The sequence below is a fragment of the Microcystis wesenbergii NRERC-220 genome (assembly GCF_032027425.1).
GTDB classification, from domain to species: Bacteria; Cyanobacteriota; Cyanobacteriia; order Cyanobacteriales; family Microcystaceae; genus Microcystis; species Microcystis wesenbergii_A.
The window spans coordinates 2,366,156-2,384,985 of sequence record NZ_JAVSJA010000001.1 but is presented as its reverse complement, the minus strand read 5'-3'; the positions used below and the strand labels follow the sequence as shown (position 1 = coordinate 2,384,985).

Annotated in this window: 19 protein-coding genes and 5 pseudogenes; 7 read left to right on the top strand and 17 right to left on the bottom strand. The window is 44.0% G+C overall.

The window, feature by feature from the left end; all coding sequences use genetic code 11:
• Positions 1 to 297: 297 nt before the first annotated feature.
• Positions 298 to 402, bottom strand: a pseudogene (locus tag RAM70_RS11740) (photosystem II protein D1); the annotation flags it as partial.
• Between the two features lie 35 nt (positions 403 to 437).
• Here RAM70_RS11740 and RAM70_RS11735 point away from each other — a divergent pair.
• The 3 genes from RAM70_RS11735 (at position 438) to RAM70_RS11725 (ending at position 2,890) form a co-directional block, all read left to right on the top strand.
• Positions 438 to 1,052 (top strand): helix-turn-helix domain-containing protein, encoded by a 615-nt coding sequence (locus tag RAM70_RS11735; RefSeq protein WP_045359440.1) that lies wholly within the window; start codon positions 438 to 440, stop codon positions 1,050 to 1,052.
• 6 nt (positions 1,053 to 1,058) lie between these two features.
• Entirely contained in the window at positions 1,059 to 1,553 is a 495-nt protein-coding gene (locus tag RAM70_RS11730; protein WP_080754293.1) for a transposase, read from the top strand.
• A 143-nt stretch (positions 1,554 to 1,696) separates the two neighbouring features.
• Positions 1,697 to 2,890 (top strand): IS4 family transposase, encoded by a 1,194-nt coding sequence (locus RAM70_RS11725; protein WP_312673844.1) that lies wholly within the window; start codon positions 1,697 to 1,699, stop codon positions 2,888 to 2,890.
• 268 nt (positions 2,891 to 3,158) lie between these two features.
• Here the strand turns inward: RAM70_RS11725 and RAM70_RS11720 are convergent, their stop codons facing one another.
• From RAM70_RS11720 to RAM70_RS11645, 16 genes and pseudogenes are all read right to left on the bottom strand, one after another.
• Positions 3,159 to 3,614 carry a BON domain-containing protein gene (locus RAM70_RS11720; protein WP_002777200.1) on the bottom strand — a complete coding sequence of 152 codons (456 nt, stop codon included), beginning with the start codon at positions 3,612 to 3,614 and terminating at the stop codon, positions 3,159 to 3,161.
• Between the two features lie 28 nt (positions 3,615 to 3,642).
• Positions 3,643 to 4,245, bottom strand: a complete 603-nt coding sequence (locus RAM70_RS11715; RefSeq protein WP_002803205.1) for a hypothetical protein — start codon at positions 4,243 to 4,245, stop codon at positions 3,643 to 3,645.
• A 200-nt stretch (positions 4,246 to 4,445) separates the two neighbouring features.
• Positions 4,446 to 5,222 carry a sterol desaturase family protein gene (locus tag RAM70_RS11710; protein WP_016515453.1) on the bottom strand — a complete coding sequence of 259 codons (777 nt, stop codon included), beginning with the start codon at positions 5,220 to 5,222 and terminating at the stop codon, positions 4,446 to 4,448.
• A 1-nt stretch (position 5,223) separates the two neighbouring features.
• Positions 5,224 to 7,533: an NACHT domain-containing protein gene (locus RAM70_RS11705; protein WP_312673840.1), complete on the bottom strand. Its 2,310-nt coding sequence runs from the start codon at positions 7,531 to 7,533 to the stop codon at positions 5,224 to 5,226.
• A gap of 23 nt (positions 7,534 to 7,556) precedes the next feature.
• Positions 7,557 to 9,131, bottom strand: a complete 1,575-nt coding sequence (locus tag RAM70_RS11700) for a B12-binding domain-containing radical SAM protein (protein WP_045359435.1) — start codon at positions 9,129 to 9,131, stop codon at positions 7,557 to 7,559.
• 59 nt (positions 9,132 to 9,190) lie between these two features.
• Positions 9,191 to 9,403: pseudogene (locus RAM70_RS11695) on the bottom strand (hypothetical protein); the annotation flags it as partial.
• Positions 9,404 to 9,590: 187 nt separating this feature from the next.
• On the bottom strand, positions 9,591 to 9,866 hold the full coding sequence (locus RAM70_RS11690; RefSeq protein ID WP_312675889.1) for a transposase: 276 nt from the start codon (positions 9,864 to 9,866) through the stop codon (positions 9,591 to 9,593).
• A 25-nt stretch (positions 9,867 to 9,891) separates the two neighbouring features.
• A complete protein-coding gene (locus RAM70_RS11685) occupies positions 9,892 to 10,158 on the bottom strand; it encodes a hypothetical protein (protein WP_312673838.1) in 267 nt (88 codons plus the stop codon).
• Positions 10,159 to 10,169: 11 nt separating this feature from the next.
• Positions 10,170 to 10,661 (bottom strand): helix-turn-helix domain-containing protein, encoded by a 492-nt coding sequence (locus RAM70_RS11680; RefSeq protein ID WP_045359021.1) that lies wholly within the window; start codon positions 10,659 to 10,661, stop codon positions 10,170 to 10,172.
• Between the two features lie 165 nt (positions 10,662 to 10,826).
• Positions 10,827 to 11,556, bottom strand: a pseudogene (locus tag RAM70_RS11675) (RRXRR domain-containing protein); the annotation flags it as partial.
• A 218-nt stretch (positions 11,557 to 11,774) separates the two neighbouring features.
• Positions 11,775 to 12,095 carry a P-II family nitrogen regulator gene (locus RAM70_RS11670; RefSeq protein ID WP_002752253.1) on the bottom strand — a complete coding sequence of 107 codons (321 nt, stop codon included), beginning with the start codon at positions 12,093 to 12,095 and terminating at the stop codon, positions 11,775 to 11,777.
• Between the two features lie 398 nt (positions 12,096 to 12,493).
• On the bottom strand, positions 12,494 to 13,342 hold the full coding sequence (locus tag RAM70_RS11665) for a transglutaminase-like domain-containing protein (RefSeq protein WP_002783606.1): 849 nt from the start codon (positions 13,340 to 13,342) through the stop codon (positions 12,494 to 12,496).
• The gene (locus RAM70_RS11660) at positions 13,336 to 13,842 is read right to left on the bottom strand and encodes a glycosyl-4,4'-diaponeurosporenoate acyltransferase CrtO family protein (protein ID WP_287999685.1); all 507 of its coding nucleotides are present in this window, start codon (positions 13,840 to 13,842) and stop codon (positions 13,336 to 13,338) included. Before RAM70_RS11660 ends, RAM70_RS11665 begins: the two co-directional genes overlap by 7 nt.
• Positions 13,843 to 14,937: a glycosyltransferase family 2 protein gene (locus tag RAM70_RS11655; RefSeq protein ID WP_312673835.1), complete on the bottom strand. Its 1,095-nt coding sequence runs from the start codon at positions 14,935 to 14,937 to the stop codon at positions 13,843 to 13,845. It lies immediately after the preceding gene.
• Positions 14,938 to 14,972: 35 nt separating this feature from the next.
• Positions 14,973 to 15,146 carry a Thivi_2564 family membrane protein gene (locus RAM70_RS11650; protein ID WP_312675896.1) on the bottom strand — a complete coding sequence of 58 codons (174 nt, stop codon included), beginning with the start codon at positions 15,144 to 15,146 and terminating at the stop codon, positions 14,973 to 14,975.
• Positions 15,147 to 15,346: 200 nt separating this feature from the next.
• Positions 15,347 to 16,165, bottom strand: a pseudogene (locus RAM70_RS11645) (transposase); the annotation flags it as partial.
• A 163-nt stretch (positions 16,166 to 16,328) separates the two neighbouring features.
• Between RAM70_RS11645 and RAM70_RS11640 the strand changes: the two are divergent.
• The 4 genes and pseudogenes from RAM70_RS11640 to RAM70_RS11625 all read left to right on the top strand — a co-directional run bounded on the left by RAM70_RS11640 (position 16,329) and on the right by RAM70_RS11625 (position 18,781).
• Complete coding sequence (locus RAM70_RS11640; RefSeq protein WP_312673834.1) at positions 16,329 to 16,769, top strand: helix-turn-helix domain-containing protein; 441 nt, start codon at positions 16,329 to 16,331, stop codon at positions 16,767 to 16,769.
• Positions 16,715 to 17,200, top strand: a pseudogene (locus tag RAM70_RS11635) (IS630 family transposase); the annotation flags it as partial. The gene RAM70_RS11640 and the pseudogene RAM70_RS11635, both read left to right, overlap by 55 nt.
• A 17-nt stretch (positions 17,201 to 17,217) precedes the next feature.
• On the top strand, positions 17,218 to 17,463 hold the full coding sequence (locus RAM70_RS11630; protein ID WP_376750906.1) for a transposase: 246 nt from the start codon (positions 17,218 to 17,220) through the stop codon (positions 17,461 to 17,463).
• 301 nt (positions 17,464 to 17,764) lie between these two features.
• Positions 17,765 to 18,781 carry an IS4 family transposase gene (locus tag RAM70_RS11625; protein ID WP_288016859.1) on the top strand — a complete coding sequence of 339 codons (1,017 nt, stop codon included), beginning with the start codon at positions 17,765 to 17,767 and terminating at the stop codon, positions 18,779 to 18,781.
• Positions 18,782 to 18,830: the final 49 nt, after the last annotated feature.

Sequence of the window (18,830 nt, the reverse complement as noted above, 5' to 3'; positions counted from 1 at the left end):
CAATTCATAACTTGAGAGTTAATCACAATAAGTAGTCGTGCAAAATTAATTTCCTAGTCGAGACAGGAGACAGGCTTCGGCCGTGAGCTTTTGCGTTCGACAAAAGCTCACGCCGAGGTCCGAACGGAGACAGGAGACGGTCGTCAGGAGACGGGGACTCCGGGACAGCTATCAGGGATCAGATTTGAATTTTTAGTTCACTGTTTACTGGTCACAGCAAAAAGCTTTTGGCTGACGGGTGACGGCTTGGATGTGTAATTAATTTTGCTTAGGTACTTATTAAAAACGGATTTGGTATTAACCATTGATAGCGGGAGCAATCAGAGCCACAGAAGCCTGTTCACCACTAGCTAAGTCTAAGGGGAAGTTGTGTGCATTGCGCTCGTGCATTATACTAAATCCTGTTATAATAAAACGAGTAAAGACGAGGAGATAAAATGCCTAAGAAAGCTTACTTAGCCGAACATCTAAGTTCAGAAGAACTGAAGGATAGATATAGAAGCAGTCAAGACTCAGTGGAAACAAGAAGATGGCACTTATTGTGGAAAATATCCTTAGGATGGACAATCAAAAATGCGGCAGTAGCTGTGGGGTTAGATTATCAATATAGTTTTAAAATTCTCAAGAGATATAATGAATTAGGAGAAGAAGGAGTTAAAAATCTCAAGAAAAAAAGTGCAGAACATCGGAGAGGAAAAGAACCTTTATTGAAGGAAGAACAATTTGAAAAATTAAAAGAAGAACTGAAAGAACGTCCTGCGGATGGAGGAATCTGGACAGGTCCGAAGGTAGCCAGATGGATAGAAAAGGAAACAGGACGAGAAAAAGTGTGGAATCAAAGGGGATGGGATTACTTAAAAAAGTCGAGATATTCTTGTCAAAAGCCCAGTCCAAAACATAAAAAGGGAGACCCAGTTGAACAAGAAAAACTTAAGCAAAATTTACCAGTAAAAGTCCAAGAATTAAAAGATAAATTTCCCAATTCTCAGGTGGAAGTCTGGTTTTTTGACGAACATCGAGTTGGCTTAAAACCAATCATTAGAAAAGTCTAGGCTCCAATAGGAGAAAGGCCTTCTGCCCTAGTACATCCTCGTTATGAATGGTTATATGTTTACGGATTTGTTGAGCTAAAAACAGGAAAAACACTCTGGTATTTAATCCCAAGAGTTAATCATCAATGGTTAAGTTTAGTCTATCAATCTTTGGCAAAAGATGTCGGGTTATCGGCAGAAAAAATTGTCCTATTAGTACAAGATAATGCTGGGGGGCATAGAAGTCAAAAACTTGAAGTTCCCGATGGAATCATGCTCGATTTTCTACCAGCTTATTCGCCAGAACTACAGCCAGCCGAGAGATTGTGGTCTCTAGTAGATGAACTTCTGGTTAATCAGTATTTTGAGACGATTGAAGAAATAGAAGAAATTCTGATAACTCGTTGTCAGTATCTCGAAACAATGACTAATGAAATTAAAAACTTGACTAATACTAAATCCTGTTATCAAAGACTGATTATTTATTACCCCTGTTGCATGAGTGCCTGTCCTGATATGTAGCCTATACTCAACGGATTTAGTATAACTATCATTGGCTAACCTCAAGGGGTGACAAAGGGGTTCAAAGGTAATCAAGATAAAGACTCTAGCCAAATGAACCCAAAAGAAATAGAGTGGTTGAGACAACCACCCAAAATTTCAATATGTTACCATCATTCTATCAGGCCTGTTTACAAGCCAGCTTGACACAAGCACAATATCTGACTCTACAAATTCTTATACTGCTCCTACAAAGCCATAGAACAGTACAATTGGAGAGATTGGCCGCCTTATTTCCCCAACCAATTACCTTTGAAAGCAGAAGAAGAAATTTACAAAGGTTTCTCAAGTTACCGCAATTAAGTGTAAAATTGTTATGGTTTCCGCTAATTAAACACATTATTAAGCAAGAGTTTAGCGAAAAAAATAAAAATCGACATCAAAGAAGAAAACTGAAAAAACTTAAGCATCTGGGACATCTATTATTGGTAATTGACCGAACAGATTGGAAAGGAAGAAATTTGTTTGTAGCTAGTGTTATTTGTGGAAAAAGGGCGTTACCTGTGTACTGGATATTGTTAGATAAACAAGGAAGCAGTAATTTAGGGAACCAAAAAAACTTTCTCAAGCCGGTATTAAAATTTTTGAAATCCTACCCAGTTGTCGTGATAGGCGACCGAGAATTTCACAGTGTTCAACTAGGAAAGTGGCTAGACGAAAAGGGGATAGCCTTTATTCTGAGACAAAAGAAGGGAACATCTTTGCTATTATCAGGTGAAGAAAACTATCAACCTCTAAAAGCTCTAGATATTCAACCGGGGACTCAGCATTTTTTTTCGGATATTTATCATACATCTGCTCATAAACTTGGCCCTTTTAATTTGGCCACTCGCTGGAAAAGACGCTACCGTAGTAAACAAGCCGAAGCTCCTTGGTATCTTCTTACTAATCTTGACTCTTTGGATGAGACTTTAAATTTATATGAATCTCGTTTTGGCATTGAAGCAATGTTCAAAGATTGTAAAACGGGAGGTTATAATATCGAGAAAACTAAAGTTAGCGAACCGCGTTTTTTAGCTCTTGTTTTATTAATTGCTATCGCCTATTCTTTAAATACAATACGGGGTCAACAACTCAATATTTTCCCCCACCGTGTTTATATTTGTCGCCTCAAAGAATCTAATCGTTCTGCTGAAAGACATAGTGATTTTTGGATAGGGACTTATGGTACTTTTTGGGTTGAGTCGATGGATATTTTTTCGGAACTTGCCCTTTCTTTGATACGCCTCAAACCCCAGAAAAACCCTTATTTCTCCAAAGGGTTAACGGCTATGAGCCTTATCAAGCAAGCTCTTTAACCTTTCTGTCACCCCTTGAGTTGGCTAACTTATGACTGATTGTTATCATCTTTTTAAAACAGGATTTAGTATAACAGGATTTAGTATTAGAATATGAAAAATGCAATGCAATCCTTGCTATCAAAGTAATACTAAATCCGTTGAGTATAGGCTACATATCAGGACAGGCAAAAGGCACTCTTGCAATAGGCAAAAGGGGCAATAGATAATCAGTCTTTAATAACCAGATTTAGTATAATTTCAGTTCCAAGCTGATTCGGAGCATCTTTCAATTTGACAACGCCACCTTTGCTGTAACTTTGACACTATTGACACCCTTGATTTGTTTTGCCAAGGGGTCAATTTTGTCGAGTTGCTCTTGAGTTTCTACGGTTCCAGAGACGACTACCGCTCCATCTTTAGCAGAAACTGTAAGTTGCCCTTTCGGGATGTTGGCTTCTAGCTTAGAGCGAACTTCACTGGAAAGGTCACTGTTGGCGCGATCCGCATCTCCTCCAGTTAGATTGTTGCGTTGCTCACGAGCGCGAATATCAGAATTGAGTTGATTTCGGCGCACTTGACTAGACGCATCGCTTTGGTTCTTTTGGACTGTTTTAGTATCAGGAACTTGCCCCGTTTCCTCTGTGGAAGAAGGGGCGTTGGTGCTAGTTTTAGCGTTGTTCCCACAAGCCACAGTTCCAATCAGTAGAAGGCTGCTGAGGATTAAAGTTGTGATCTTTTTCATGATGCAAATCCTTTAATAATTTCCGATTTTACAAACGAGAAGCAGGAGGATCGACATAGCCTTCAATTGCTAGGGCATTGTAAATTTCCCACTCGCGAATCCCTCGGCGCTTTAGAATTGTTTCAGCCTGAAGGATGTCAGCATCTGTACCGTCCACGATCAACAGGTAGTCTCCACGAACCACATAATCGTGATAGACTCGTGCCCGATCTTCTGGAATTCCTAGACCAATTAGACCACCTACCAAACCCCCGGTAGCCGTCCCGATTGCACCGCCAGCTAACGTGGTAGCGATCGCAGTTGCAGCCGCCCCTGCCAACATGACGGGACCCACTCCAGGAATTGCCAATATGCCCAACCCAACCAGCAAGCCTGTCAGTCCTCCGATGGCTCCGCCTGCCGCTGCCCCAGTCTTTGCTCCTTCGTCAATATGAGTTGTTTTTGTTTCGGTAAGCTCTTGAACTCGTGTCTCACCAATCCGGTTGCTCTGCTCCAGTCGTTCAGGCTCTTTGGCAATGATTGATACCTCATTCATGGCAAATCCGTCATCTCGTAATCCATTCAGTGCCTTCTCTGCCTCTTGATGGCTAGAGAAGATTCCCACGGCTCGTTTACGGTTAGTTAAAGTCATTTTTCCCTCCAACGCTATGCGGTAAAAGCTTTGTAAATCCTATAGTATGGCGAACTATCGCGATTGAATTTCCTGATGCGAGTTGATAATTCTGCTCTTGGCATTACTGTAACAGGCGGTTGCTTGATTTACTGTATGAATTGATTGAGTCTGTATGAATTGCTTGAATACGAGACAAAATGTAACGGGCGATGCACGAGTTAAACTCCATCGACTTTACCCGTCAGACGCTCATCAAACTTCTGCTCATAATCGGGGTCTTGAGTTCCGAGGAGTTTGTCCCAGAACGTGAAATATAGACCGTAATGTACGGTGTACTTGCGATGATGAATGGAATGATGGGCAGGACCAATAAACCACCGACCCAACCAATGATGGGGAAATGAGGAGGGCAAGCGATCGATCCCAAGATGATTTAACACTGCCCAGATCGTCATCGTGGTGAGTGCCGCAATTAACGTGATGAAATGCAGGGGAAGGACAAAGACAATGCCGACCAGGAAGAGAGACTGAACGATCGCCTCTAGTGGGTCAAAGGCAAACGAAGTCCACGGGGTAGGATAGCGCGAGCGATGATGCCCCTGGTGTAACCACCGAAAGAGTGACGGGTGGTGAAACAAGCGATGGGTGAAATAGAAATAGGCATCCTGGAGAACCAACACAGCGCCATAACTAACCCCTAAATAACACAGCCCATACTGTTGAGGGTGGCTGTATAAGCGGGTAATGCCCCAACTGTATCCTGTCATGATGAAAGCCGCCGCCAGCGCAAACACCCCCGCCGAAAGAACCGAGAGCGTGATATCTTGTTGAATCGATCGCCAAGAGGGAGACCAATGCCGCAGGTTGTGATTGACAAAGGACTGACTCAAGGGCGAATAGAAGAACAAATAGGTTCCCCCAGCCACGAGAAAGTATCGCGCCAGGATGATCCCAAAGAAAGCGAACCCGTAAAATCCAAATGAGTGGTCTATCAATTTAATCTCCTTGCCATTCCCGATCTTCCAAGTCCTTTTGAGGTAACAGCAACGTGGCTTCAATTTCTTGCCGGATTGCGGCTGTTATTTCGCAGTTACTATTCAAACAATCGATCAGGAGTTGATTGGCCTCATAGTAGCGTTGGAGCAGCTGCTGTTGCTCAGTCGTAAACTGCCAGGGATGATGAATATTGCGATAATTGGCGATCGCACACCGCAACTGTTCCACCCAGGCAGAATAGTTTTTCTGCCACCATTCCTGAAGCCGTTCCAGGTTTTGACTCCGAGGTGGCAGTTGGTCTCTCAATTGTTGCAAAGACTTATAAAATCCAGCATCCAGAACCATCACCAGAATGTTGTTGAGTGCCTCGCTACAAGCATTGACGTATGCAAAATCCTGACTGTGGTCGATGGCAAACTCTACCAGCAAGTTCTCCAACGCCGCATCTAAAAACATCCCCTGATCGAGCGTGCTGGCTAAGGCAAAGCGATCTGCCGTATGCGGGCTTTGGGCAAGGGCAAGGTAAAATGCGCGTGCGGTCGCCACTTTGGTTTCGTCTGGGAGCTGCTGGGATTTTTGGCTGGCCCAACTCAAAAACTCTTGCAGATAGGAGTCTTGCGCGACTAAGGCATCAATTTGTTGCTTCATCAACTGCACCAGCGCATCTGCACTTCGCAACATGGCAGCCGTTAACAAGAAGACTTCGCGCCAGTGGGAATCGGTGATGTGACTCACCAACCCTCCCAGTGCTTGTTCTAATGCCTGCAAATTATGGCTGGCAACTATTTTTCGAGCCGTGAAGTATTCTTGAAATGCCAGATAAGAAAATGAAAAAATGCCTCGCGCCCTTTCTGTGAGGATTCCATGCTGTGCCTCGATCGCTTTCAGCATGGCTTCGCTTTCGAGTTGGAGTTCCTCTGCTTCCAGGGTTGCACCTGGCAAATTCCGCAAATAGTCGCCAATGTATTGCTCAATCGTGCGTTGCTCAAAAAAATACTGCCCCTGTTCAAAAGTCACTGCTGCAAGCTGGCTCAACAGCCTCAATTTTTGGGGCAATAAAAACCCCCGGTAAACCTGATCGCGTTCGACTCCTCTAGCTTCATCCCATTTACCCAGCAGCAAATCCAGCCCTTGTTTATAAAACTCAGCCCGCTTGCTCGGAAATTTCCCTTGACCCTGAAACACCCAGCAGGCGAGATGCAGAAACAGAGGTGTCACCACCAGTTGCCGAAATTGCCAGTTTTCCGGCAAGTCCAACTTCTCCATAAACTCAGCCGACTGCTCCTGCCCCGCTTGAGCAGTCGTTTTGCTCAGTGCCACAAACCACTTTTGCGCGAAGGTGCTGATTTGTGCCTGGGTAAAGGGGGCAATTTCTACATCAGTGAAACCTCGAATCTGGAGTTTTTGGGCAGCGGTGCGACAGGTTACTACAAATCGATTGCGATGATACTTTTCTGAGAATTGGCGAATTTCTCTCAGAACTGCTGTAATGTCCTGGTTGAGAACTTCATCCATGCCATCGAGCAACAGCAGGACTCTGCCCGCTTGCAGTAAGGTTTCCAGCACAGACGGGTTGGAAATTCCCGAGGTGAGCAATGCCTGACGGATGTAGTTGAACAGGCTAAATTCACCACTGGGACTGGACTCCTCGGCAAATTCTCTCAATAAGATAAAAATCGGCACTTGATTCGCCGCAAACTCGCCTTGGTTGCACTGAATCGCCAGATGTTGCAAAAAGGTAGTTTTGCCAACCCCCGGCCTGCCCAAAACTCTAAGCTTTGAGTAAGTTTCAACAGCCTGCATTCCGGGTATTTGCTTCTGCTCAACCTCTCCCAAGCCGACGCGATCGAATTCAGCGGGACCCAAGTTTTGCAAATCGGCAATCTCCACCCACTGTTGACTGGCAATTTCCGCCAAAATATTGACATCCACATAGATGTCATCAATGTTGACTGGATGGCTGATATCTAGTAACTGCAAGATGCCGCACTGGTTTTGGATGGTGTCCAGGCGTTGCGCTCGCACCTCTTGCACCAGAGCATCAATATTAGTTTTCGCCAGTTCTCCTGGTTCAGGAAATTCTGCGGGCGGAGCGAGGGCAATCTCCCGCCAATCCAAATCCAGAATCGAACAAATTTCCAGGAAAACCTGGCGATCAACGGGTTTCCCTGTGAAAAACCGCCAAATCGGCTGGCGGGTCTTTAAGTTCACTTCCCCTGCTAGATTTTCCTGAGTCCACCCCGTGAGCGCAAAGGCTCGTTTAGCCTGTTTAATTCCCGAAGGGGAGGCCTGGAGCGATCTCTTGACCATACAATCCAATCCTCCCTATCGAGTCAGAATGAGTTCTGGTTGGGACGACCAGAAACTTCTAAGGGATCGTAGCCTAGTTGTTGAGTAATCCGTTCTCTGGCTAAGGCGCGGTACTCCCAAAAATGTTCTCCCGCCGCGCACAGACCTAAATACAGATTGAGAACTTGGGGCTTTTTTTGCAAAATCGTCCATAATTGCCGCCAAAACTGTCCCCGAATGTCCCCTCGGCGGATACCCTGATGCCAGATTAACTGGGTAATCAGCCGTAACCCCTTCCCCACGGGAAATTGCATGGTTTGCTTGTGTTTTGACTGCAAACCCAGACCGAGACATTGTTGGAAACAGCGTCGGAGATAGTGGCTGGGTTCGTACAGCGTCCAGAAGCCTTCGACATACTCTCTGGCAATTTCGGCAATCGGGCGGGTGGGGATAAAATTCATCAAGCTATTCTGATCTCCCGTCGGATGGATGCTGTCACCCTCAACTAAACGCTGTTCTTGCTGGAGACGATGCCAAAGAGCCGTATTCGGCAAAGATTGGAGAATTCCTAACATGGGTTGAGGAATACTGGTTTCTTCCACAAAGGCTTGAATCCTTTCCCCCGCACCAGAGCGCTCTCCATCAAACCCCAAGATAAATCCAGCATAGATTAGCAAACCGGCTGCATTAATCTTGCGACAGGCTTCCACCAGTGGATTGCGAGTATTTTGCAGTTTGCGCGTCACTTGCAGACTATCTTGGTCAGGAGTTTCAATCCCCAGAAAGACAGAATAAAACCCCGCCTCAGCCATCAGGCTTAACAATTCATCATCCTCTGCCAAATTGACCGAGGCTTCAGTAATAAAGGTGAAGGGATAGTCGTGCTGCTTCATCCAGGGAATCAAGTCTCTGAGAAAGCGTTTGACGTTGCGCTGATTGCCAATAAAGTTGTCATCGACGATGAACAACGAACCGCGCCAGCCTAGGTCGTAGAGAGTCTGCAACTCGGCTAAAGTCTGACTCGGCTCTTTAGTACGAGGTTTGCGCCCGTAGAGGGAAATAATGTCACAAAATTCGCAGTTAAAGGGACAGCCGCGAGAGAACTGCACTGCCATCATTAAGTAATCGTCTCGCTGAAGCAGGTCGAAGCGGGGGATGGGGCTGAGGGTCACGTCTGGCTTGTCCCCAGAGCGGAAAATTCCCTGGCTTTGACCTTGAGCGATCGCCTCCAAAAACAGGGGAACGGTTAACTCTCCCTCATCCAAAATTAGATAGTTCGCTCCAGAATCCAGGGCATCCTGGGGGACAGAGGTGGGGTAGGGACCGCCAACGGCGACTTTTTTGCCTAACTGCACGGCTTTTTGAATCAGAGCTTGAAAATCTGGCTTCTGGACCAACATGGCAGAGAGGATAACCAACTCACACCACTCCCAATCGGCTTCTGTTTCAGGATTGACGTTGCGATCATAAAATCGAATCTCCCAGTTTTGGGGGAGGAGGGCGGCGACAGTAATGATGCCGAGGGGTGGAATGGTGGCTTTCAGTCCCGCGATTTCCATAAAGCGATCGTAAGACCAGAAAGACTGGGGAAACTCAGGGTAGAGTAACAGGGCTTTCATCGAAAAACTGGGTCTGAAACCCCGCCCTTTAGCGATAGCGGAGGGCGGCTTTATATAAGTTAGTGAGAAACAATTAAACCGTTAGAACGACGAATTAACTGAATCTTACTAACAGTTATCTGTCCCAATTGTTGACCATTGGCATCGCTTACAGATAGCTGTTTTTCGGTATCTCCACTCACATAACCAATTCCTTTGGGAGAAGAAATTAAATCTCCTTTACGGAACCCATGTCTTGTGGTAGATCCACCATATTTACGTCGTTTACCACCTTACAACTATGTCTGCTTCTTCATTGGAGGGGAATATACCGATGATCGAGTGAATATTTGTCATGAATTTCCTGTTTTTAGTACATAATTAGATTATATCCAACATTCCGCAGGTCAGATTCCACTTCATAAATATCCCTCTTTGGGAGTATCTCATTTATGCAAGTGAGTAATTTATACCAATTCTCTAAATACCGACTACAGATAAAGCCTCAAGAATATAAGCACGTCCTGTAATCGAAGCAATTACCTTCTGGGTCATAACTTTCAGTCTCTCGGTAATTAATTCTCTTAATTCATCTAAAGAAGCTGGTAATTTCCATCTCAATCCCTTCTTTAAGTATTGCCAAATCTGTTCAATTGGATTGGATTCAGGGCAATAGGGCGGTTGAAATATCAGTATAATGTTGTCGGGAATTTTTAACTTTTTCGCCTTATGAAATCGAGCATTATCTAACTGGATGATTAAAATACTATCGGCAAAATGTTCAGCAACTAACTTCTAAAAATATCTGAAAACATTGACTGTTTAAATGAGTGAATTCGTAAAAAAAATGCTCTCCTGTCTTCGGCTCTACCACTCCATATATATAAGTTGCTTGAAATTTCCACTGCACCTTCCCATAAGGTTTTATCCCTTTTGCTGTGATTTTTCTGCCACTGATAGTCTTCAGTCCTATTCGAGTTTCATCTTCACATAAAAAGCGAATTTTTCCCTCTAATCCCATCATTATCATTGCCACCCAACTCAGCATTGCCAGGTTTTCTAAGAAGTTTTTTTAAAATACTCTAACCTTTCTTCTGACTGCTCTAGGCTTTTTGGTCTCGCTATTTTTGGTGACGCTTTTAGTCTATAATATACTAATTTATGAACGGTTTTATACTTTGCTTTTATCCCTATTTTTTTCTCTAACCATTCACAAATCTCGACCTGACTATCAAACCCTTGGTTTTCTTTTAATCTTTTTTCTAAGGCTTTTTCTGCCCATTGGGGAACTTTTCTTGGTCTTCCTGTACCCACTTTTTTCGACAATAATTTTTCTAATCCCCCTTGACGGTATTTTCCTACCCAATCTTGTACGGTGACTCTGTTTCTCCCGATCATTTCGGCGGCTTCTGTCACCGTTTTTGCCTTTTTTGTCTTTAATAAGTACAATACTTGTATTCTTTCTTTTCCTGAACCAGTTTTTTCTTGTCTGAGCAGTTCCTTGAGTTCTGCTTCGCTTTCTCTGATTTCTATCTTAGAAACTCCTGCCATATTTTTCCTTTAACTCTACTAAGATGATATTCTACACTATTTGTAGTCAGATTTTGGAGAATTGGTATTACTTGTCCCTAAAACTGGTTTCTAGCAAGGCTTTCAAAATAGCTTGACATAAAACCTGATTTAGGGGTTACAAAGGTGAGATGCTCCCTCCCTCTTAGCAATGCCATCGTTAGCATGACTTTCTGGTGATTGTTCTGCTTTATTTTTGGATTTTTCTAGTCGCAAATATTTTCTGAGATTAGAGGTTTGTCAACCAAAGCGAGTATGGACTGTTGCAAACTGAGATAGTTGCTCAATCGCCCATTTCTGTCCGACCATAACCGACGAGAAACCTTTTCTAGACTTAGCTCCTTTTCTACTGGAAGTTAGATCAATATCGGTTTTGACATACTCAAAGTAAATGTCAGTAATTGGATAGATTTTGGTTAGTTCGTCAACGTCGAGCGAAGTCGAGACGTTGACGATTAGCTCTGATTGAGGGAGCTAATTTTCCTTGTCTTCTATTTGAAAATCGTTTTTGTCGATGCGCTCTTAGATTAAAGGGAAGTTGGCGGTTAATCCGTCTTTTTCTACGTCCTCTTCGCATTAGGCAGCGATTGTCTAGGCACTCTCTTACTCGCTTAAAAGGAAGTTCTAAGTGAGCCTTCCAAAGAGTAAAAAGGGAGGATTGAACGCCAATTCCAGAGAATAATTGACCCTGGTCAATACCAATAGCAATCGGTTGGGTTTTGCTATCGGAAGGTTCAGTGGTTAGCTGGACATAAAAAATATCTAAGTCGTTGAATTTACCGATAGCTTTTCCTTCCTTAATCCACCGCCTGGCCCGACTGGGTTTGGTGGGCATTAACGACTTTCCGTCTTTTGAGATAACAGGAACTCTTGCTATGGAGATAATCCTTAAGAGTGAAGTTAATGTCCCTTACCGCAACACAATCAAGATGTCTTGTCTAACAACGCTTTACCAATAGAGCTTAGAGGGAATCCGAACTAGGGAAGTATTCGGAGGTCTGGGCCAGATTGTGTCTCGATGCGGTAGTCTCTACTTGCGTCGCCTAAATTGGTCTAGGCAAGCCCCGTCCCTTTTAGGGCGGGGTTAGTGACGAATCAAATTATCTCAAACCCAGTCAACGCTTCGACATTTTGTCGGAAAGCGATTAAGGCATGATTAGCTTGATACTCGACGAGACCAGAGAAGATCGCCTCCGAGACTTCCTGCGAGACAACGGTTTTGATCTCAATATTGGTGTTATAACCGACCATATCTCCCTGGCGGTTGCCGTGGCGACCTGCGCCCTGGGCTTGCGAGAGGGTATAGCCAGTTACGCCTAACTCTTGCAGCAGCTTGATCATGCGGTCTTGCAAGACGGTTTCACCAATGATGACAACCAGTACAGCCGGTTTAATGGGTAGGGATGAGGATGACATGGGCAACTCCTAAAATGGGTTTTTCAAAGACAATGTTATTGACATGCTCACCACGCCACTTTTTTAGGATGGTCGCGTCAATGGGGTTGACGCAGATAGCGAAAAACGCTTAATTGCTTAAGTCTGACACTTTCGACCCGTCCGTTTTGAGTGTCCGAATGCCGGACGGCCACTTTGAACAAGTCGAAAAAATCTCATGTTCAACCTTATTTCCTAGAAAGTTTTACTCGTTCAAGGCCGAATTTGACTTCTTTTCTGAACGAAACCCCCTACTATCTGTGGTCAGGGTTCAGTTTTTAGCTTGGTTATCGCTTTTTCCATTGTAGCTTAAAGCCGTCCTCAAAGGACGGGGTTTTCAACCCAAATTTTCGATAATAGAATACCTGACTGGGGTACGCTCAAGAGATGGCGATCGCCTCTGTTGTCGGTATCAAAATATTCTCGGAAATCGGCTTGGCATCGGGTAAGTAGTCCATAAAAAGCCTCATCTGATTCATTTGTACGGGACCAAAAATAGTGGCAAAAGAAACATCGGCTGCATCTCGTCCTGTGCCAACGCGAATTAGCCCGCTCTGAGGCACAAGGCGGGTAGGATCGAAAAGATACCAGCGACCCCCTAGATAAGCCTCAAACCAGGCATGAAAATCGGGGGGATTTAAACCATAGGCGTAGCCGGCAACAAAGCGTGCTGGAATATTCAAGGCCCGACAAAAAGCAATGCCTAAATGGGCAAAATCACGACAAACGCCTACCCGTTCTATCGCTGTATCGCAAGCAGAAGTTAAAGAATCACTGCTACCAGAGAGATACAAAACATTGTCATAAATCCAGTTACAGATAGCTGTCACCCGCGAATAACCAGGGACTAAATGGCCAAATTCAGCCGCGACAAAGCGCAATAATCGATCTGACTGACAGTAACGACTCGGATAAAGATAGTACAAGATATCGAGGGGTAAATCGGCCGGCTTTACTTCAAAAATCGTACTGGGGTCTGAATAATAAGGAGATAAGCCAACGGTTGCTCGATAGGAAATTTGCAAATTGCCAGGAGGGGCATTGAGTCGAAAGTATCGGTTTCCACTGACAGAAGTGATGTATTCCTCAATCGACCGTTGAGAGTTAGAATGGAGGTCTTCCTGAACAATAATCTGATGGTTGTTGCTGACAATAGCAACATTAAGAATTAGAGTGCTTGCTTGCTCAATGCTGTAGGTTAATTCACAGCCAAGTTCATACTTTAGCATATCGTTTTTTCCTGTCCTTTCAATACGAGCAGATGCTGGAGCCGAAGCCGATTGTAACGCTGCACCCACAAACAAGGCAGGTTGAAAGCTGTTCCCACGGCGAGGTTTACCAGCACACCCCAGCCAGGAGTCCAGAGCATCGTCACTAACCAAAACAGCCAGATGGCGATGTGAACGTATTCCGCGCGACGGGTTTCAGCCAAAAAACGGGACATTACGGCACAGTCCCCACCGCCAACGGATGTTTTGCGAAAACCTCCTGGGAAGAAATCCCCTGCTTCTGGCAACCGATCCTTCCATCGCTTGATCCGCAGTACCCGATTGTACCATTGTCTATCTTCCCCCCAGATTCGTGGCCGGGTCAGGCAGGTGTCCGTTTCTAGGAATTTCAGGGGAAGTCGATGACCGACAAAACCGATCAAAAGCGACCAGGCTGTCCAACCGACCACACAAAGCCCGACGATTACCCCATCCGGTAACTGTAGTATAGACAATCTCATTCATTCACCTTGCCATCGGGTACTTATCCTTCGTCCTTTCCATTCGATTTGACCACGTTCGAGATTCAGAATTGCCAGCAGGAACACTGCAATGAAGAAGGCAACCGGAATGGGGAAGAAAAAGACGATTGCTCCGAATGAACCCACTGGCCATACAATTATGGCTAACTGTATGGCGAAGGCAAGATAAAGCAGTACGTTATATAGTAAGGATGAATTCCCGACAATCGGCCAGCCGAATAGGGATGCGGGCAGACACCAAGCCGCCCAGAACAACCCTGAAAGCCAGAACACAACCGCCAGCATCCGCAGCCAAGAGACTTCCCCTGCTGCCGTTGCAAAGTTTTTGTCGAAACCAACAACCAGGTCCCGCAGCCCGCCGGGGTACATCCGATAGTCCAGTTGGCCATGACCAATGTATGCACTCACTGGCAGTCCCGCACTCTCATAAATATGAGCCATGAACCAGTCTTCTACAACATATCCTGCCACAGCGTCGTGGCCGCCGACCCGCTCATAGTCATCCTTGCTGGTAGCCATAGCCGGTCCAAAAGCCACACCACCTCTTGCTCCCAGTTTGACGGCCATCAAGCCGACGAGATTGAACAGAACCGCTAACAGTTCGTAGGGGCGTTCAGTGCGGTGATAGGGCTGAACTGAGACCAGACCACCTAAGTGTTGAACAGTTGCCACCAGCCTGCGGAGCAGCTCCTCCCCTGGCTCAGTGTCGGCATCGAGAAAGACGAGAATATCGCCAGATGAGGCTGCATATCCGGTTTTGAGTGCCCAGTTTTTCCCTGTCCAACCTGTGGGCAAAGGGCTAGTCTGCACTACTTTCACCCCAGCCTGTTCGGCGATCTGTGGGGTAGCATCGGCGGACTGGTCATCGATGACAATGATTTCGTAGGGCTTGAATGTTTGCTGCTTTAAGGCTGTTAGCAAATTAGGGAGGGTACTCTCTTCATTCCTCGCCGGAATCAAGACCGAGACTTTAGGCGAACCGACGACTGAAAGGTCTGGAAGTCGCGGCAACCGCCACATCAATCCCCAGCCTATTAGCCAGCGCACCACCAGTGTGATGGACATCAGCTCCATAATAATTCAACCTTTCCTTCCGTCTAGAACATCACTCACCTACCGATACGAATTCCCTTGAGAAAACTCAGCAATCCGAACACCTTAAGAATCCACAAAACGAGGGTGATGACAACCACAATGTTCAGGATTTGCTTGATCTTGCTGTCCATCGGAATGTAGTTGTTCACGAGCCACAATAGAACCCCAACCACGATGATAACTACCATAAACTGTACCAGATCCATGACTGACCTCCTTTCTCCGATCTAATGAGTTTCGTCAAGCATTTTATTCTATTCATCATTATATATGCTCGTTTATATATGCTCGTTAGGTGGCCAGGGCAATCGCACACAATTCTTGAAGATACACAATAAATCTACAAGAGATACTCATGTAATAGCAATTAGTGGGACTTAAACAAATTTCAAGCCCAAATGTAGCCCAAAGCCGCTTTGTGAGCGGAAAAGACATCAATATTCTGCGTTAGCCAAGGGAAAAAACGAAAAGACATCGCTGTACGAAAAGCCTCCAAAGCATCAGTAAATGTCTCCAAAGGTTTATTCGCCCATCGCCTTTGTAGTCCCCCGGTTAAGTGATGCCAGAGAATAAAAGTGTAGGCACAAAACACCAGGATAAAATGGCGAAGAAGGCTTTCTTTCTCGCGAACCTGATATTCTCTTAGCCCTAACCATCCTTTCGCCTCTCGATAGAAAACTTCTACCCAATTTCTTGGCGAGTAAGTTTCTACTACCCACTGCGGGGTTACTTTTTCCGCCTGGACATTCGTGATAAAATAATCGATGTCCGTCGCTTCTTCCCAAGAACTCGCGTTCATGACGATGGCAAAAGTTCTCTCTTCTTCTAAAGAAGCGATGCGAGCAGAAACAATAAATACGTACAGGGTTTTCGGTTTTTAAACTGAGAGAATTACTGGGGTAAAACTCTCTGGCTTCAAGCTTTTTGCTAATTTCTCCAGACTGATTTCTTCCTCGATTCCTGATTCCTTTTTTCGGATAATTTTTCGATTTTTAGCCCCTCCTCCTAAATACTTTAGTTTTCTCTTTTCTAACTCTTTCAGAAACGGCGTGTTGTTTCCATACCCCGCCTCTATCAAGACAATTTTCGGTCGGTATTTTCGCTTTAAACTTCGGTCGATTAATTCGAGTCCGAGTTCGGGTTTCTTTTTCAACTCTTCGTCTTCTTTTCCCGATAGTAGAGAAGATGCCGGTGGGAGCAAGTCAATTTTGTCAGAACAAACGTACCAATCCCTGACAGGGGGACAAGCAAGCTGAAAAGCTTATGTAGCATGGAATACAGATACAGACTCCCAAAAAAGATCAGTCATATATAGCAAAGAGCGGGATAGTTAGGACATAATAGAGAAAAAGAAATGAGGAGAAGCTTTCATGGCAGCACCCTATAGTGATGATTTAAGACAGAAAGCAGTGAGTGCCGTAGAGCGAGGGGAGAAAAAAAGCCATGTCTGTCGCACCCTCAATATTAGTCGTAATACATTAGACATCTGGCTGAAACGGAAGAAACAAACTGGGACGGTGGCCGCTAAAACTAACTATCGTCGAGGGCCGAAGCCCAAAATTGACGATTTAGAAGCCTTTCAAAAGTTGGCCGAACAATATGGGCATTTGACCCAAGAAAAAATGGCGCAAAAATGGGCTAACCCAGTCAGTAGGATGAGAATTGGTCAAGCGCTCAAAAGAATTGGATTTACTAGAAAAAAAAAACTTATGGCTACAGAGAAAGAGATGAAGAAGCCCGAAAAGAGTTTCTCCAAAAAATCAGAGGTTATGCCCCGGAAAGATTTGTCTATATTGATGAAGCTGGAATAGATAACACCATCGATTATCCTTATGGATATTGTCACAAATCAGAAAGATTTGAGGCTTTAAAGTTAGGTCACTGTAGCGAACGAGTTAGTGTGATCAGCGGTTGGTGGCGTGGTTCCACGATCGCGCCAATGGTGTTTGAGGGGTACTGTAATACAGAGTTGGTGTGTGAGTGGATAGAACAATTGCTATTACCCGAACTACTACCCGGTCAAATTATCATCATTGATAACGCCAGTTTTCATCCCAAAGAGAGAATCAAAAAATTGTTAGCTAAAGCGGGATGTGAAGTGCTATTTTTACCCGCCTATTCTCCAGACCTCAACAAAATTGAAAAGTTCTGGGCTAGATTGAAAAACTATGTTAGTCAGATTATCAATGATAGTGAAAACCTTGTGGATGCTGTGAGTAAAGCCTTCAGGCATCTGTCCTAACTAACTCGTTCTATGCCATATTACCCGAACTACTACCCGGTCAAATTATCATCATTGATAACGCCAGTTTTCATCCCAAAGAGAGAATCAAAAAATTGTTAGCTAAAGCGGGATGTGAAGTGCTATTTTTACCCGCCTATTCTCCAGACCTCAACAAAATTGAAAAGTTCTGGGCTAGATTGAAAAACTATGTTAGTCAGATTATCAATGATAGTGAAAACCTTGTGGATGCTGTGAGTAAAGCCTTCAGGCATCTGTCCTAACTAACTCGTTCTATGCCATAATAGCCAAAAACCAGAGTATTTGGCTCTTCGGTAATTGTTATGCAAATAATTAACTTCAAATAAAATTCGATGATAGTGCCTACGCTCAAAAATAGCTGAAATTTATACAGGGAGAGATTTTAGACACAAACAGGTTAATACCAAAAGATAGACAATCGAGTTAAGATTTGATATAATAGCCAAAAACCCAGAAGTGTTGAACGTTGAGAAAAGTCAGAAAAAAAATGCTATTATAGATAGAATCTAGACAACTTATTCCCCTCACAATAGGGAGTTTGCCCTGATGACGAATTTTTCAAAACTCATAAAAGAGCTTCTCAAACCACTGCCTAAAAATGACTACCCCGCTTTAGATACTTTTACATTTTTGTCCTGTTGGATTGGTTTTGCTTTAGATAAAAGCATCGTCAGTATGAGGGACTTATGCAGTAGAATGGTACTTCAAGGAATTAATGTAAATTTATCCACATTTTCTAAGGCAAGCAAAATTAGAGAAACAAGTCCATTTGAGAAAGTCATTGTCGAATTAAATAAGCGTTTAGTTGCCAAAAAAGGAATAGAGAATGCGCGAGCTTTATTTCCTATTGACTCAACAATAATTAGCTTAACCAGTAAATTACTATGGTCCCAGGGATGGCATCAAGTAAAACTATTCTCTGGTCTTAATAGTATCACAACAGAGGTGGTCGGAATACTCATCCATTTTGGTCAAGGTCATGACTCAAAAGAAGGAGGAAAAACGATAGAAGCAATTCCTGTAAATGGAGTTGGAGCAATGGATAGAGGATTTGCGTCTAATCAAAGAATCACCGAATTATTAGAGAGTAGTGACAAGCATTTTGTCTTGAGAGTGAAAAATAATATTAGCCTAGAGATGCTCGAAAATGGCAAGTGTAAACTCGGAAAAGATAAAAGACAAATAGAAGTAAGAGTAGTCGCTTTTTGCGACCTAGAAAGTCAAACAGAATTTCGGCTGGCGACAGATTTACCTCTAGAAGGAGAAGGAGCAGTTAGTAATGAAGAAGTTGCCGAAATTTACATCCAAAGATGGCAAATAGAACTGCTGTGGAAATTTTTAAAAATGCATCTAAAGTTGGATAATCTAATCACTAAAAACGAGAACGGAATCCGCCTACAGATCTATAGTTGCATTATCGCTTATCTGATTCTACAGCTAATAGATATTGAAGAAGGATTTGGGAAAAGCTTATTAGACAAACTGCGCTATTTACAGAGTTTCATGTGTCAACATATTAGCTATGTACACTGGTTCCGGAGGATTGTCTATTCAATTTAAAATTTGATGTTATAGGGGTATTATGCTTGTCAATGTAAAGTTTTATTAC